We start from the raw sequence: 16,562 nt of genomic DNA, 5'->3' as shown, positions 1-16,562 counted from the left end.
ACGAATCTCAGGAGTGGCGCACGAGTAAGTCAGCGGCAACAAATATGAACAGGACCACAGCAATCACGCCGTTCATCGTGAAAAACGCGGCATTCAACTTTGATAGATCGCGGGAAGAGACGAGCGAGTGCTCATATGCAAGCAGCAGCGCCACCACAATTACCCCGCTAATGGCAACTCTGCCCAGTCCAAAAGCGGCTACGACTGCTACGAGCAAGAGCAGCATCAGGACGTGCATCAGCCGCGCGATCAACAGTCCTCCCGAAATTCCATAGTGCCGCGGAAGCGAGTGCAGCCCCACGCTGCTGTCGAATTCATAGTCCTGGCAGGCGTAGAGAACATCGAAGCCGGCCACCCAAAAAGTGACGACTCCCGTTAGCAGCAGAATTCGGGGATCAAGCGAACCACGAACGGCAATCCATGCAGCCGCAGGAGCCACGCCGAGCCCGAATCCGAGCACCAAGTGCGACCAGCGCGTGAAGCGCTTCGTGTAGGAATACAAAAAGATGACTCCCAGCGCGGCCGGCGAAAGCAGGAGCGTCAGCCGATTGAGCATCGCCGCGGCCAAAATGAAAATCGCGCTGGCGGCAATCACGAAAACAGCCACGAATTGCTTACTCAGGATTCCCGCAGGTACCGCGCGCGACCGAGTGCGAGGGTTGGCTGCGTCGATCTCAGCGTCAGCGTAACGATTGAAAGCCATCGCTGCTGAGCGTGCACTCACCATGGCAACTACGATCCACAATAACTGCCAAGGCGAGGGCCATCCACGCGCGGCAAGCATCGCTCCGCAAAGCGCGAAGGGAAGCGCAAACACCGAATGCTCCCACTTGATCATCTCCAGCGAGACGCGGACGTTGTGGAGGGTGGACATTCGAATCATTGTAACCATGGATACATGAGGCGATGAAGAATCGGGTGATCGGGCCATCGGGTCATCGGGTGAAGTGAAAGCTCAGGAATTACTTTCCGCTGGGCGCTTTTGTAGATTCCCGTTCGTGAGATAACAAAAGAACGATGCCAAGCCGAAAGCCGACCGCCGAACGCCGAACGCCGGATTTCACTTCACCCGATGACCCGATCACCCGATTTTGTTTACTCCCCCGGCACACCTTTCCGCTTTTGATTGCATCCCATTGGGAGTAGCGGGATGCTATCTTCCCCGGAGTTACTATGGTAATCAAAGGCGTAAAGCACCTGGCAGAGATCAGTCGGATGTTCGATCCGACCACGCATCGCGAGAGATTCCGCTACGCCTTACGACACGAAAGTTCCCCGGACGTCTTGTATTGGGGACACGAGCATACCGAAGAGGCCGCCCTCGAGATGGCGAATATGTATCTGACCTTGCTCGATGATTGCGTGGCCGAAATGCGAAGTAAGCGCGTCCCACGGGGCGAGCACGTGCAATTGATCGCATCGCCAACCGCTCAGAGACTAAGAAGAATCGGTTGATCGGGTGAAGTGAAAACCTGACCGCGACTTTCTCAAACTCCTTGGTACAGCTCTCATCCTCAACTCATTACGCTGCCCTTAGTTTCGCCGTCACTTCGGCTGTTTACTTCACCCGATCACCCGATGACCCGATTCCTCCTCACGTTCCCACAAACTTCGCATACAGACTTCTCGCCACCATCGGATCAGTAGTGCCCTTGATGATCGCTCGGCCGTCTCGGAACAGGGTCATTTCGTAGGTCTCTCTCCAGAACTTCAGAACCATTTCGTTGTAACGAACTTGACCGTGGGGCGAGAGACGCGAACTCATCTCGTTGAAATCCACCGGACGTTCGCGTTCGTGGATCTGTACCGAGTTACGCCCGCACAACGTGATCTGCGGCCGGGCCTTGCCTTCCAGGTACTCGAACTTGCGCTCGGCACAAACGCTGCAATCGGGACGCGGTTGGGCCGCGGAGATCTCGGAGCGCTCGTTGCTCCAAAGATCAAGGGAAAGCAATGAGCGGCGCAATGCTTCCCGCGCACCGACCATCAACTTCAGCGCTTCGGTGACCTGAAGCGATGCCACGAGATTGGCTGCGCTGTTCAATATGCCGGCGGTTTCGCAAGTTGCGAACGTGCCGCTCGGCGGCTTGGGAAACATGCAGGCGAGGCACGCGGTCTCTCCGTGAACCACATTCATCGTGACGGCGTAGGAGCCCACGGCAGCGGCATAGATCCAGGGGACCCCATTCTTCACCGCGAAATCGTTGATCAAGTAGCGGGTCTCAAAGTTGTCGGTGCAGTCAAGGATCAAGTCGGCCTGTTCCAGCAGGTGAATGGTCTGCGGTGTCAGATCCTTTACATGAGGTTCGACTGCAACCTCGGAGTTGATCCCTGCGATCTTGCGCGCGGCGGCTTCGGCCTTGGGGAAACTCTGGCGCGCGTCCTCTTCGTCAAAGAGCACTTGGCGCTGAAGGTTACTGGGTTCGACGTAGTCCCGATCGATGATTCGCAGGGTGCCGACGCCCGCTCGTGCCAGCAGGGTGCATGTCGAGGCTCCAATGGCACCGCATCCTACCAACGCGACTTTCGACTGCCGAATGCGTTTTTGCCCCTCAGGGCCGATGGGCGCAAACAGGGCCTGCCGGGAGTAGCGGTCTTGAAAGGGGGAGGGCTCGATTTTGGGGGTCATTTCCCTGCTTCGCGGCCCATGATGAGGGCTTCACTTTAACGAATCACCATTATTATAGGCGTGTGCATCCTGACATCTGCGACCGGCAGTCCCCTTGCGCGTCCATGCGACAACTAACGAGCAGGGGGAGAGCCTAATTTTTCTGCGAAGCGCAGGGCACGGGACAGCCGTGCAGCAAAGATCGCCCGGGCTGGCAGTCCTCTCCGATTTCTCGGGCTCTGCGGACCGCGCGCTGAGGTTTATGATCCTGAGGAGCGCACTTGCGCTGGGTTTCCTTCTCCTTTGGGTCATTCCTTGTCCTGCCGCGCAGTCGTCTTCTAAAGCTGTAAGCCTCAAGCCGGCTCAGGGCCAGAATGAAGCCGGGGCCACACCTGCCCCCAGTCAGACAGCCAGCGCTTTCGCGCGCTATTCCGGATACCGGGTGCGCAGCATCAGTTTCAAGAGCGCGCAACGCACGGCTCAGAGCGAACTGCTCAAGTCGATCCCCTTACAGCCGGGTCAAATTCTTGACAGAACCAATGTGCATGCCAGCTTGCAGCAATTGTTCGCCACGGGCCGATTCCGAACTATCGCAGCCGAGGTCACGCCGTATCCTGACCGCTCTCTCGATTTGGATTTCGTAGTCGAAGAAAAGCTGTTCATCGGCAGCATGGTCGTGTATGGAGCTCCACGACCTCCCACAGCTAACCAGTTAGTGAATGGCAGCAAGCTGCAGATCGGGGGAGAGTTCGACGAAGACCTTGTAGCTGCGGGTATCGAGCGCATGAAGCGGATACTGGCCGAAGATGGCTACTTTGCGCCCACCATCCGCATGGATTCTTCGATTGATCCGCAGCATCAGCGCATCGAACTCAGCTTTGTTGTGGAGCGCGGCCAGCATGCTCGGGTTGGACAGGTGATGGTGAAAGGAGACCCCGGTTATCCTGACGGCAAGATTCGCAGCATCGCGAAGCTTCATCCCGGCGATTCGGTTGCCGCCTCACATTTGAGCCGGGCCTTTACACGCCTTCACAAAAAGTATCAAAAAAGCGATCGCCTAGCGGCGCAGGTGTCGATGGTCGATCGTAACTATCACAACGACACCAATCGGTTGGACTATGTGTTTGAGATCAACCGCGGTCCGATCGTCGATGTTCGCGTAGAGGGAGCGCACATGCGTCGCGGGCTTATCAAGAAATATGTGCCGATCTACGAAGAAGGCGCCGTCGACGAAGACCTGCTTAGTGAAGGCCGGCGAAACTTGCGCGACTACTTTCAGAGGCAGGGATACTTCGATGTAAAAGTAACCTCGACTCTGTCGAAGAAGGACGAGCGCCAACTTGTGATCTTTGATGTCGACAGGAACAACCGTCATACGTTTAAAGACTTAGTTATTAATGGCAACAAGTACTTCCCGAAAGAGACGATTCGGGAGCGGATGGCGATCCAGCCCGCCGATGCTCTCCAGCGGCATGGCCTGTTCAGTTCGGCGCTGCTCGATCGCGATCTCTCCGTAATTACCGCGCTGTATCAGGCCAACGGATTTCAGGCAGTGAAGACGAATTCCAAGGTGGCGGATAACTACCAGGGAAAGCCCGGGCGTCTGCAAGTGCAGATCGACATCGATGAAGGCCCGCAGACGCTGGTGAAGTCTGTGACCATAACGGGGAATACGGCCTTCTCTCACGACGTCTTGCTTGACCAGCTCAGTACCATTCCGGGACAGCCATATTCCAGTTACTTGCTCGCTAACGATCGCGATTCCATCGTGAGCTACTACTTCGATCGCGGTTTTCCCGATGTGCAGATAGAGACCACCACGAATCCTTCGCCCGATACGCCCAATCGACAGGACGTAGCTTTCAAGCTCACCGAGGGCCGCCAGGTGTTCGTCGACAAAATCCTGATCTCAGGTCTGAGATATACAAAGCCCTTTGTCGTGGATCGTGAGTTTGAGATCAAGGAAGGCGAACCCATGAGCCAGTCGCTAATCCTGAATACCCAGCGAAAGCTCTACGACTTGAGCATCTTCAATCAGGTCGATGTCGCGCCGGCGAATCCCGATGGCAATGTGGACAAAAAGAATCTCATGATGCAGCTGGAAGAGGCCAAGCGCTACACCATCGATTACGGTATTGGATTCCAGGTGCAGACGGGCAACGTGCGCAGCGACTGCGAGAATCTCACTGCGAATCCAACTTCAACCCAGGTGTGCAATCCCGGAGGCGCAACAGGATTCAGTCCGCTTGTTACTCTTGGCGTAACCCGCGCCAACTTTCGTGGACGAAATAACACCATCGTTTTTCGCACCAATCTTGGCCGCCTGCAGCAGCGCGCACTCCTCAGTTATGTTCAGCCGTACTGGCTGAATCGCAAGGATTTAACCCTGACGTTCAATGCCCTGTACGACAGCACTCAGAACGTGCTCACCTTCAGCTCAGAGCGGCTCGAAGGTTCCGTCCAAGTGTTGCAGCAGTGGCGCAGAGGTGAAAGTTTTCTCTATAAATTCACCTATCGCCGGGTGAAGGTGGATGAGGCAACGCTGCATATTAATCCCGAATTGATACCATTGCTTTCTCGTCCGGTGCGCGTAGGCATCCCCAGCGTCAGCTATGTTCGTGACCATCGCGACGATCCGATCGATTCCCATAAGGGGAGCTACTACGCACTCGATTTCGGCGTCGCTTCGAGAGTCTTTGGATCTCAGGCAAACTATGTCCGCGTGTTTCTGGAGAATTCGACTTATCACACGTTCGCCGAGAACAAGAACGTCGGCGGGCGGAGGTGGACTTTTGCCCGTTCCACTCGCATCGGAGCGGAAGAACCTTTCAATGCAGGAAGCAACACGATCGCGGGAATCGTGCCTTTGCCGGAGAAATTCTTTACCGGTGGCAGCAATTCACATCGCGGATTTGCCATCAATCAAGGTGGGCCGCGCGACGCCACGACAGGATTCCCCTTGGGTGGCGATGGGCTATTCCTTAACAATCTTGAACTTCGCAGCCCACCGATCGCTCTCCCCTACGTAGGCGACAATCTGAGCGCGGTCATCTTCCATGATGCTGGCAACGTCTTCACTTCGCCGGGGGACATCTTCCCCAGTCTTGGCCACTGGACGCAGCCGCACAAAGAGACCTGCGACCCACAATCGACAACGGCCTGCGACTTTAACTACATCGCGCAGGCAGTAGGACTAGGAGTGCGCTATCGCACCCCGATCGGGCCGGTACGGGTAGACTTTGGATACAACCTGACCCCCACGTATTTTCCGGTGAGAGACGATCCTGTGCGTGGACCGTATCTTGATCACACAGGAAGGTTCAACTTCTTCTTCAGCATAGGTCAAACGTTCTGATGCGAAACGCGGTCCTAATTTCGTTGATGGTGCTCGCCTCGCTAACCTTGCGTGCTGGAGAGACGTTGGATCGAATCGTTGCCACGGTCGATCGCCATCCCATCACGAGAAGTGATGTTGAGCAGGAGGCTCGCTTCACTCACCTTACTGAAGGCAAACAGAGCGACGTCACGATTCAGGACGAGATCGCCGCGTTGGAGCGTCTGGTCGATCGGAATCTTATTGCCGATCAGGTAGCAGTCTTTGGCGTGGTTCCGGTTACAAAGGAAGATCTCGACGCGCGCGTTCTGGAAATGCGCAAACAACTCCCCGGTGGCGAATCGGATTCAGGATGGCGTCGCCTGCTCGCCCAATACGGCCTCACCGATGAGGACATCGCAAGTCGAGTGAACCAGGAAATTCAGACTCTCCGTTTCATAGATCTGCGCTTCCGCTCCGAGGTCAGAGTCGGACCACGCGCAGTACAGACGTATTACGACACAAAGTTTGTTCCCGAAATGAAGAAGAAGGCTCTCGCGCCAGTGCCTCCGCTGGATCAGGTGCAGGACCAGATCGAGGCGATCTTGCGCGAGGAGCGCGTGAATGCGCTAATCTCCGACTGGCTGAAGACCCTGCGGACGCAGAGCAGGATCCAGACATTTGATCCATCATTGCCGCTGTCTGGACTCGATAAGAAGGCGCCAGATATTTCTGACGTGCGTACGTTGCCGTTGCACGTCACCGGTCCGACCGAGGCAGTGAAGCAGTAAGTTCATTTTTGTGACTGAGGAAACCCCAAAACCGTCGCGCCGCTCGCGCTGGATAAAGCTTGGCATCGGCCTCGTGTTGGTTGTTGCCGCTGTCAGTCTAGTTGTGTACCTGAACAGCGATTCCTTCCGCGACCGAGTACGGCGCCGCGTTGTCAGCGAACTTGAGGCCGTGACGGGAGGACGCGTCGAACTCAAGAATTTTGTCTGGAACTTCTCGCGCCTTCAGTTCGAGTTCGACGACCTCACCATTCATGGCCTCGAAAAAGCCGGAGAGATCCCATACGCGCACGTGGATCATGCACGTGTGTCCGTCAAGATTCTCAGTGTGCTGGGACGCGAAATTGCCCTGCGCGAGCTTTATGTTGAGCACCCGGTAGCTCACCTGATCGTCTATCCGGACGGCAGCACGAACCAGCCAAATCCTAAAAAGGGAAACGGGAATGGGAATGCCCCTCAGCAATTATTCTCCATCGGGGTGGACCGCCTTCGTGTGAGCCGGGGTGTGCTCGTACTGAATGAGCAACGACTCCCGTTGGATCTAAGTGCGGATGACGTCACCGCCGGCATGATGTTCAAGGCTAAGCCTCAGCCGAGTTACGTGGGCAGCATTCGTGCAGGCAGTCTACTGCTCAAGCACCCTGGTTATCCTCAAGTTCTCTCCCAGGCAGAGGCAGGCTTCACTATCCGTAACAATGAAGCCCAAATCACCTCACTGCGATGGGCAAGTGGAAAGTCGCAGCTCCAAGCCTCGGGAACCATCGCCGACTTTCGCAATCCCCGCGTCGAGGCGAAATACCAAGGCACCCTGGAGCTCTCACAACTCAGCAAGATTCTCGGTGTTCGTGAGTTGCGCAATGGCATTCTCGAACTCAACGGCACTGCCCGATACCTCTCGTCAGAAGACTTCTTCGGCTCGGGCAAACTTACGCTGAAAGACGGAGAGTACTCAGCTCCAGATCTGCGCCTCGGCAATGTAGACGCGAGTTCCGATTACAGCGTGGCGGTGGATCGCATAACCCTCACAAAATTGAATGGACGAGCTCTCGGGGGCACATTTAACGGAAACGCCAGTATTGCGCACTGGTCGAAAGTTACTCCAAAGACCGGCTTCAGCTCCGGCAAGGTGGCTGCGCAAACAGCAAAGAGGCAGCAGCAGGGAACGCTGGATCTCGATCTCTCAGGAATTTCGCTGGCTCAGGGATTGCGTGCTTTGCTGCCCGTGAAGAGTCCACTGCACCAGCTTCGCCTTGCGTCAAGTGGAGCGGGTAAGCTGCAGATGCGATGGACCGGTTCGCTGGGGGATGCCGATACCAACGTGGATCTTAATGCGCAGGCACTGCCGACGGCTTCGAATTCCGAGCTTCCGCTTACCGGTTCTGTGCATGCCACTTATCATGGCCGAGGCGACCGCATCGATGTCAGCGGGCTAAATCTCGCGGCCCGCGCAACCCGTATCAGCGCGACTGGCGCGATCGGCACGGAGTCGCAGTTGAGAGTCTCTCTGAACACCTCGGACTTGTCTGAAATCGACGCCGTTGCTCATGCGCTGAGTGGAGAGCAGCAAAACATTCCGGCAATCGTCCACGGACAGGCTTCCTTTAATGGAACGCTGACGGGGAAGCTCATCTCGCCAACGATTGCAGGCCGCCTGCAGGCCACCGACTTTGACACCGCTGTGATTAGCGGAGACGCTAAGCCTCCAGCGCAGCAGGCCGCGGCGACCACTCCCACCATCCCGTCCACGATGCACTGGGATTCCCTCGTCGCGGACGTCACTTACTCACCGAGTCTTATGTCTGCGCGCAACATATTAATGAAGCGTGGAACGGCGCAGATCGCTGGATTGGCGAGTGTCGGTTTGCGGGATGGTCAGATCGAACCGGATTCGCGCGTTGATGCCCGCTTCCGTGTGCACGACGCCGATCTGCTGGAACTACAACGACTGGTTGGCGTCGACTATCCCGTAACGGGAAAGGTCAATGGGGAAACGCATGTCAGTGGCGCCTTAGAAGATCTCGGCGGCATTGGACATGTGCAGGTTGCCGGAGGCACGATCTACGGTGAGCCCTATCGATCTCTATCGGCAGACCTGCAGTTTCAGGGCAAACAAGTTGACCTGCGCAACCTGATCCTGCAGCAGAACGGTGGACGCGCAACCGGCGGAGGAAATTACAACCTCGACACAAAAGCCTTTGCGTTCAATGTCAGCGGCAACAATTTCGATCTGGCGCATCTCTCAAAACTGCAAACCAGGAAGCTTAGCATCGGCGGACGCGCCGACTTTGCGGCAAGTGGCTCCGGAACGATCGCGAGCCCGACCATAAATGCGAATCTGTCGATCACCGGTCTCATTCTCGGGGGGGAGTCTGCCGGCGACCTTCATGCTACCGCCGTAACTCGTGGAGCCGATCTCCATCTGGAAGCGCACACCAATATGCAGCTTGCCACCGCCAACGTTACGGGTGACGTGCACCTGCGCGAGAATTTCCCTGCAGAGATGCATCTCGATCTTGCCAAGCTCGATTTTGATCCGCTGCTGCGCGCCTATCTTCCGGGCAAAGTCACAGGCCACTCATCCGTCTCCGGCAAGTTCGTGTTGCGCGGACCGTTGAAGCGCCCACGCGAACTGGCGGTCGAGGCTGATGTAGATCAGTTCGCGGCAGAGGTGCAGCATATCCAACTTCACAACGAAGGCCCGCTGCGCTTCTCGATCAGCAATCAAGTCGCAAGCGTCCAGCAAATGCACATCGTTGGCGCCGGCACAGATATTACCGGAACGGGAAAAGTCGAGCTTGCAGGATCGGGCCGCGTGGATTTGCATGCGAATGGCAACGTCAATTTAGCGTTATTGCAGACTGCGAATCCGAGTGTCTCGTCGTCAGGACAGCTGACGTTCACGGTGAACGCCACCGGCAGGCTGAACGATCCAAATTTCGCCGGCAATGTGCAAATCGCAAATGGGGCAATTGCATTTGTCGATCTGCCCAATGGTTTGAGCGATATTAACGGCTCGCTCAATTTCGATCGCAATCGCTTGCGCGTTCAAAAATTGACTGCACGAACTGGTGGTGGAGACCTGGTTCTCGGCGGCTACGTAACCTACAGCAACGGCATCTTCTTCGATCTGACTGCCACCGGACGTGACGTTCGCATTCGTTATCCAGAAGGCGTGAGTTCGCAAGCGACTGCAGATCTAAGACTAGTAGGAACCGCCCAGAACTCGGTTCTCTCAGGCGACGTCACCCTCACAAAATTTGGCCTAACGCCGCAATTCGACCTCGCGGCGTACGTGCAACGGGCCAGGCAACCCACGAATCCTCCAGCTCCGAATTCCCTCATCGATAATGTGCGCCTCGATGTTCACATTGTCTCCACTCCGGAGCTGCGCGTAGAAACGTCGATGGCTCGCGTTTCCGGCGACGTAGATATTCGCCTGCGCGGAACTGCAGCGCGGCCCGGAGTTCTAGGTCGCGTGAGCATCGCAGAGGGCGATATCACCTTCAATAGCACTACCTATCACCTCGAGCGAGGCGACGTAGTTTTCGCTAACCCTGTGCGAATCGAGCCGGTGGTAAACGTCGAGGCATCTGCGCGAGTGCGTGACTATGACATTACCCTGGGCTTCCACGGCACGCCCGACAAACTCAATGTCACATATCGTTCCGAGCCGCCATTGCCTTCGTCCGATATCATCGCTCTGCTTGCCTTTGGTCGTACACGGCAGGAGACTGAGGCACAATCTCAACCCGGATCAGCTTCGGCCGGTAGCGAGAACTTCACTCAATCAGCATCAAACGCCATTTTGGGAGAGGCATTGAATGCTGCGGTAAGCAGCCGCGTGCAGAAGCTGTTTGGCATTAGCCGCATCAAAATCGATCCCAATATCGGCGGAACTGAAGGAAACCCCAACGCGCGGCTCACAGTTGAACAGCAGATATCTAAGAACGTAACCGTCACCTATCTAACGAACCTGGGCCAGTATGCGCAGGAGGTTCTGCAGGTGGAGTACAACATCAATAAAAATGTGGCGTTGGTTGCGGTCCGCGACTACACCGGCGTGCTGGCGATCGACCTGCGAATCCGGCAGAGGAAGCGGTAGGGAAGCAGTACCGGCGGCGGTAGCCGCTGGGTCCTGCCTGCAGCTATTGCATCACCCGAAGATATCCTGGCCCTTGTAGGCCAGCATCGCTAGCACGCAACACGCTCTGTGCAGGTCGGCACTCACGCACCCAGCGGCTACCGCCGCCGGTACTGCTCCCTGTTCCCTGTCCCCTGTAACCTGTACCCTAGTTCCTGCCTCCCATGTCCCTCCAACTTCAGCGCGTCCTCATGGTGGAGCGTCAGCTCAAGGCACGCGGCATCTTCGACGAGCGCGTTCTCTCCGCCATCGGTAAAGTCCAGCGCGAGGATTTCATTTCCCCGGAGCTGCGCGAGCATGCGTACGAAGATCGGCCACTGACGATCGGCTGCTGCCAGACAATCTCACAGCCGTACATCGTTGCTTCCATGCTTCAGGCCGCGGAGCTGCGTCCTGAAGATCGCGTGCTGGAGTTGGGAACCGGTTCGGGATATCAGACCGCGCTTCTCGCCGAGATCGTCGCGAGCGTTTTCAGCATCGAGCGCCATGTAGAGTTGGCCGACATTGCGCGCGAGCGCCTCTCCCGTTTGGGTTACACGAACGTCGAAATCGTCGTCGGCGATGGAACGCTTGGCTATCCCCCCAAAGCGCCCTACGACGTGATTCTGGTTTCCGCCGCTGCTCCGCAGATTCCTCAGTCGCTGGTCGCCCAGCTAGCAGTAGGCGGACGGATGGTGCTACCGGTCGGAAGTCGCGATCTGCAGGAACTCGTCCTGATTCGCAAGGATAAAACAGGCGTGCGCCAAGTGCGACTCGATGGCTGCGCCTTCGTGCCGCTGATCGGAGAGGAGGGGTTCAGGGAGTAGGTCTTTTCTGTTTGTCATTCCAAACCGCGGTTTTTGCGGTGAGGAATCCCTACGGGCTCCGATAACGTTTCGATTGGCGACGATGGCAGCGCTAAGAGTGTCGCAGTCCGTAGGGATTCCTCACTACGTTCGGAATGACAAACAAAAAGACTACTTCGCTAGCGCAGCCGCCTTGCGGAACCACGGCCGCTCCCGCCGTTTTAGATATCCGGGCAGTGTCTTCTTGCGCGTGAGCACCCGCTGAGCCCACTCCCGCCCTTCTGCCTGCTTGCCCTGTGATTTCAGGAACTCGGCGTAATTCACGAGCGTCTCGGAGAGCGTGGAGGTCTGCACCACGCGCTCAAACATCGCAGCGGCGGCTTCAGTCTGGCCTATTTTGGCAAGCGCGTCGGCAAGTAGCCCAGCAGCCCGGTAATAGTCATAGCGCGGGTCCTTACCGACGACATGCTGGAGATCAGGGACAGCCGCCGCATAATCCCCGAGCTTGAGTTCGCAGAGGGCGCGGCGGTAGAACGGATCAGGAGAGTCGGTGCGTGTAGAGATAGATCGGTTGTAGCACTCCCGGGCTCGTTCGTACTTTCCGTCTTCAAAATATAGATCAGCAAGCTCCTCATAATTACCCGCGGAAGGATTGTCGAGAATCAGCGCCTCCAGCCTGCGGATGCGGCTGCGACGCGGGAATATCTGGAAGCTGCGGCCGACCATCCCAATCTCGGGCAGCATCTCGACACAGATGTAGATAAACGCCCCCAGACCACTGCCAAAGATGATGATCCAGAGCCAATAGGTATCGGGACGCCGGCGAATGAAATGGAGGATGGCGATCGCCTGAAAGATGATGCCGTATCCAAAGAATCCGTGCAGTCCCATTAGCGGACTAGCATACCTAAGGTGCAAAATTGATTACAGTGGAATCGCCAACGAAAAGGTTACTGACGGAGTGTCGGACATCGGCACGGTTCGAACGAGCTTTTGCTGCTTGTCTCTAGACAACCGCTGGTTCGCGCTCGGCTGCGGGCTGGTATTCCGTGATGTATCCCGCGACTGCACTAGCCGCGACGGTGTATGGACTAGCCAGATACATCTGCCCTGGTCCGCTGCGCCCCGGGAAGTTGCGATTCTGCGCGCTGATCACGATCTGATCTGGCCGGGTCGAGACCCCAGGACCGGCATTGATGCATGCTCCGCAGCTCGGCTCGATTACCTTGGCCCCGGCTTTTTGAAAGATCTCGAGGTAACCTTTGCGCACGCAGTACTCGCGCGTCTCTTGTGATCCGAACTGGATATAGAACAGCACCGATGGCGAAACACGCTTGCCCTGTCGCAAAGCGTCATTCAGCACGGCGGCGTACATGTCCATATCTTCGTTTTTGCCCGCCGTGCAGGTTCCGCCATACGCGATTTCCACCGGAACCGGAGTGTTGAGGTCGCGCACGTACTTGCCGTTTCCCGGATCGCCGGGCGTTGCCACCATGGGATAGATCTCGGAGGCGTCCATTTCGATTACGTGAGCGTACTGTGCTCCGGAATCGCTGAAATATCCGTCGACTAACTTTTCTGCTTCTGCGGGTTTCATGCCGCGCCGCTCGACAAGAAAGTCCACTACCTTCCGATCGGGTGCGACGATGCCGGTAAAGCCTCCAATTTCGGCGGCCATGTTGCACATGGTTGCACGCTCATCGACGCCCAGCTCCTCGATCGCTTCTCCCGAGTACTCCATAACTTTCGCGAGCGCCTTGCCACTACGGATATAGTCCATCGCCAGCAACTTCAGGATGTAATCCTTCGCTGTGACATTCGCACGACGTTTGCCGCGAACGATCACCTTTACCGATTCGGGAACCTTCACGCGAACATCTTTGGTTATCCAGGAATTGAAGACGTCAGTAGTGCCGATGCCGAAAGCCACGCAGCCGACCGCGCCGACGTGTGGAGTATGTGAGTCAGAGCCAACGTTAAGTTGTCCGGGAAGGGCGTAACTCTCAGCTACGATCGAATGGCAGATGCCTTCCGAGCCTTTGCGATCTTTCAGTTCGCCGTGCAGTTTGATGCCCTGCGATTGCGCAAAGCTCTCCTGCTTCATCTTGAGCTGCGTTGCCAAGTCGAGCAGCCCCATCTTCTTCTTCTCTTCCGACAAAACTTCGTCGAGGAAGGTAAGGTGATCGCGGAAAAAGATGACGCTGGAGCGATCATTCACTGGTGTGTCTTTGCCGACGAAGTGCTCGTAAAAGATCGCCGCCATTGGTGTTACGTACTCGTGGCTGAAGCGAAGATCGGTTCGAGCGAATCCCGGATCGCCAGGCTTCACGGCAGGCACTCCCACTTTGCCGGCGGGCGAGATCATGTGCCGCGCAAAGATCTTCTCTGTCACCGTCATCGGCCGTTGCTTCGTGTCGATTCCCGGAATGGTTACTTTGCCCTGCATACGCGCCACGTTGAAAGGGAAGAGTCCGCCGTATTCGATTACCTGGCGTGTAATCTCGTCTTCGCCCCGCGTGAAGACCTCGAGCGGAATCTCTTCGCCCCGGCGAATATGATCGATGAGATTGAAATCGGTAGACGTGAGCACGCCCAGATTCTGGCAATTCTGCTTGTAAATTCGCTCGATGTTCTCGGCAATCACCAGCTTGATGCCGGCCGAAAGCTCGGCATAGGGCGACTGCTCGCGACTCGATCCCTTGCCTCGACGCTTGCCGCTGATCGCCGCGACAAATCCGCCCTTCTTCACATCCGTGCGCTTGATCGGCAGCTCGTTACCGCACTTCAAGCCTGTATACGGAAACTCGCCCAGAGTCTCATCGAAGAAGAAACAGATATGCGCCGGAGTGATTTCGTCCGTCGAGATGTCGTCGCGCAGCTTGGGATTATTCGCAGGATTTTTCGTGTCCCAAGGCAGGTCCTCTCCCGCCAGTTGCCGCCGGATCAGCTCCGGATCTTCCGTAAGGAAAAGAATGCGGCCGGTGAGCTTCACCGAGGCCGGACGCTTGTGGACTTCGCGTTCGAGAAGGGGGTTGGGCACACCTAAATTCTAGCTCAGAACCCTTTCACCACGGAGACACGGAGTCACGGAGAAAGGCAAGACTTAACAAGGGACGACACGCAGGTCACTGAGATGATGGCCAGATGTATCGAAAGAGGGCGAATTGGACGGCGGCAAGTCCAAAAAACTCGTTGTCCTCTATATCCTTAAGTGTTTAACACGTTCTTGCCTTTCTCCGTGCCTCCGTGGTGAATAGGCTCTTCTGAACAAAAAAAGGAGCCGCTGCCCGTGCGTGTAGCAAGCGACTCCCGTGCAAGCGCACTTTCGATGGGGACTCAGGAGACAGGGCGGGAGGGTCCCTTCTTCAACTCGTCAGCCAGCAGGATGGCTTCGCTGATTTCTTTCATCGACTTCCGGCGTTGCCGCGCCTGCTTCTGAATGATGGCGTAGGCTTCTTCTTCAGTGATTGACAGTTCGCGCTGCATCACGCCTTTCGCGCGCTCTACCACCTTGCGCGTGGCGAGCTTGTCGGAGAGTTGTGTAACTTCGTTCTCCAGCCGCGCCATTTCGATGGCTGCGCCAACCAGGTGACCGATCGTCGAAACCGCCTTCACTTCGCGGGGCGTGAAAACGCGAGGATCGCGATTTTGCACATTCATCACGCTGACCACACGGCCACGCGAGACGATCGGCACGGAGAGGATCGCCTCGTAGCTGTCTTCGGGAAGTTCAGTCAAAGTCTTGAATCTGGAATCATGCGAAGCCCTTTCGGGAATGACCACGGGTTCGCGATGCTCCGCGACCCATCCGGCGATGCCCTGACCGATTTGCATCTTGAGCCGGTCGAGAACTTCCGGATGAGGGTTCTTCGAGGCGCGAAGCACGAGGTCTTCACCCTCAAGAACGAAAATGAAACAGGAGTCGCAACTTACCAGGTCGGCAACAAACTCGACGATCTCGTCCAGCACCTCGTGCAATGGATCTGCCGCGGCGATACGAGTGCCGAGATCATGAAGAAAATCAAGAGCGGGATTAAGGTTTAACTGATCCATACTGAATTCTATCGGCGTATGAAGCATGGGCTTATGAATTTTCCCTATCGGTGTTATCGAAACATTTCTGAAAAATATTGCACCGTAGAGACGCAGCATGCTGCGTCTCTACCAATCTGTGCAGTGACTACACGCTAGTTCGATCCAGCCAGCGTGGCCACCTGCGGAACTGCAGCTATGTTGGTCTGACGCGCCTTCTGCGACGGCCCGAAGTACACCGCTAGCGCCGACTCGAAGCAAAGAGAGCGCACGTTCCAGTTCCCGTCAGTTTGCTCCAACTCCAGCGAACTGCTCTTACATTGCGCCGTCTCGACGTACTGGGCGACGGCCATGATGGAAACGGCGTTGCGATCATCGGAAGTGACGAGCACATACGGTACCGGTCCGCTACGGACCGAAACGGAATAGCTTCCCGCCGGCAGGATAGCGGTGCCCCACCGCGTGTCATGCTTAACGGTGAACTTGCCGTTTGGCTCCTGTGCCGACGCTACCAGGGACGTGGTTGCAAGAAGCAAAAAGAAATAAGCGATGTGCCTTACGAGTTTCATTGTCCAATCTCCAATCGACGTTAGGTGACAGTGCCGCGAGAACTCAGGTGTTCCGGTTCGCACGACGCGTGCACGCATTCGTCCGCTTTCTGGTTCGCTACGCGTAACTACTCAGCGAGGAGAACAGGCAACTGCTAACCAGAAGCGGCGCTGTAGAACGTCCCGCATTAGAACCGCCTGCGCGACGTCACGATCTAGAGATCAGCTTGGATGGAGGTGAGTGTACTTCAGGGTCACTCACTGCTCAGAGACTATGGAAATGAACTCCGAAATGCAAATTGGAACTTTTGATAGGTGCCATAAGCGCAACGGCTTTGTCATCGCGC

Annotated in this window: 11 protein-coding genes; 5 read left to right on the top strand and 6 right to left on the bottom strand. The window is 56.5% G+C overall.

Going from position 1 to position 16,562, the window contains the following annotated elements; all coding sequences use genetic code 11:
* Positions 1–7: 7 nt before the first annotated feature.
* Positions 8–874, bottom strand: a complete 867-nt coding sequence (locus VNX88_23240; protein ID HWY71601.1) for a UbiA-like polyprenyltransferase — start codon at positions 872–874, stop codon at positions 8–10.
* A 299-nt stretch (positions 875–1,173) separates the two neighbouring features.
* On the opposite strand from VNX88_23240, the gene VNX88_23235 reads away from it, so the two are divergent.
* Positions 1,174–1,455, top strand: coding sequence for a hypothetical protein (locus VNX88_23235; protein ID HWY71600.1), 282 nt, complete (start codon positions 1,174–1,176; stop codon positions 1,453–1,455).
* 139 nt (positions 1,456–1,594) lie between these two features.
* On the opposite strand, the gene VNX88_23230 is transcribed toward VNX88_23235, so the two are convergent.
* Positions 1,595–2,629, bottom strand: coding sequence for a ThiF family adenylyltransferase (locus VNX88_23230; protein HWY71599.1), 1,035 nt, complete (start codon positions 2,627–2,629; stop codon positions 1,595–1,597).
* Positions 2,630–2,870: 241 nt separating this feature from the next.
* Here VNX88_23230 and VNX88_23225 point away from each other — a divergent pair, with 241 nt between their 5' ends.
* From VNX88_23225 to VNX88_23210, 4 genes are all read left to right on the top strand, one after another.
* Positions 2,871–5,963, top strand: coding sequence for a POTRA domain-containing protein (locus VNX88_23225; GenBank protein HWY71598.1), 3,093 nt, complete (start codon positions 2,871–2,873; stop codon positions 5,961–5,963).
* A 65-nt stretch (positions 5,964–6,028) separates the two neighbouring features.
* Positions 6,029–6,712: a hypothetical protein gene (locus VNX88_23220; protein HWY71597.1), complete on the top strand. Its 684-nt coding sequence runs from the start codon at positions 6,029–6,031 to the stop codon at positions 6,710–6,712.
* 10 nt (positions 6,713–6,722) lie between these two features.
* Entirely contained in the window at positions 6,723–10,811 is a 4,089-nt protein-coding gene (locus VNX88_23215; GenBank protein ID HWY71596.1) for a translocation/assembly module TamB domain-containing protein, read from the top strand.
* A 203-nt stretch (positions 10,812–11,014) separates the two neighbouring features.
* The gene (locus VNX88_23210) at positions 11,015–11,656 is read left to right on the top strand and encodes a protein-L-isoaspartate(D-aspartate) O-methyltransferase (GenBank protein ID HWY71595.1); all 642 of its coding nucleotides are present in this window, start codon (positions 11,015–11,017) and stop codon (positions 11,654–11,656) included.
* A gap of 150 nt (positions 11,657–11,806) precedes the next feature.
* On the opposite strand, the gene VNX88_23205 is transcribed toward VNX88_23210, so the two are convergent.
* From VNX88_23205 to VNX88_23190, 4 genes are all read right to left on the bottom strand, one after another.
* Positions 11,807–12,526: a tetratricopeptide repeat protein gene (locus VNX88_23205; protein ID HWY71594.1), complete on the bottom strand. Its 720-nt coding sequence runs from the start codon at positions 12,524–12,526 to the stop codon at positions 11,807–11,809.
* A gap of 115 nt (positions 12,527–12,641) precedes the next feature.
* Positions 12,642–14,675, bottom strand: coding sequence for an aconitase family protein (locus VNX88_23200; GenBank protein ID HWY71593.1), 2,034 nt, complete (start codon positions 14,673–14,675; stop codon positions 12,642–12,644).
* A 296-nt stretch (positions 14,676–14,971) separates the two neighbouring features.
* Positions 14,972–15,688, bottom strand: coding sequence for a GAF domain-containing protein (locus VNX88_23195; protein HWY71592.1), 717 nt, complete (start codon positions 15,686–15,688; stop codon positions 14,972–14,974).
* Positions 15,689–15,822: 134 nt separating this feature from the next.
* Positions 15,823–16,236, bottom strand: a complete 414-nt coding sequence (locus tag VNX88_23190) for a hypothetical protein (GenBank protein ID HWY71591.1) — start codon at positions 16,234–16,236, stop codon at positions 15,823–15,825.
* Positions 16,237–16,562 lie beyond the last annotated feature (326 nt).

This window comes from Terriglobales bacterium, assembly GCA_035567895.1.
Lineage (GTDB): Bacteria > Acidobacteriota > Terriglobia > Terriglobales > Acidobacteriaceae > Gp1-AA112.
Note: the sequence above shows the minus strand (reverse complement) of the source record. Positions and strands in the feature narration are given on the sequence as shown.

Excerpts from the sequence above, each read along its gene's own strand:
- VNX88_23240 (HWY71601.1), bottom strand. The coding sequence starts at position 874 with ATGTCCACCCTCCACAACGTCCGCGTCTCGCTGGAGATGATCAAGTGG.
- VNX88_23235 (HWY71600.1), top strand. The coding sequence starts at position 1,174 with ATGGTAATCAAAGGCGTAAAGCACCTGGCAGAGATCAGTCGGATGTTC.
- VNX88_23230 (HWY71599.1), bottom strand. The coding sequence starts at position 2,629 with ATGACCCCCAAAATCGAGCCCTCCCCCTTTCAAGACCGCTACTCCCGG.
- VNX88_23225 (HWY71598.1), top strand. The coding sequence starts at position 2,871 with ATGATCCTGAGGAGCGCACTTGCGCTGGGTTTCCTTCTCCTTTGGGTC.
- VNX88_23210 (HWY71595.1), top strand. The coding sequence starts at position 11,015 with ATGTCCCTCCAACTTCAGCGCGTCCTCATGGTGGAGCGTCAGCTCAAG.
- VNX88_23205 (HWY71594.1), bottom strand. The coding sequence starts at position 12,526 with ATGGGACTGCACGGATTCTTTGGATACGGCATCATCTTTCAGGCGATC.
- VNX88_23195 (HWY71592.1), bottom strand. The coding sequence starts at position 15,688 with ATGGATCAGTTAAACCTTAATCCCGCTCTTGATTTTCTTCATGATCTC.
- VNX88_23190 (HWY71591.1), bottom strand. The coding sequence starts at position 16,236 with ATGAAACTCGTAAGGCACATCGCTTATTTCTTTTTGCTTCTTGCAACC.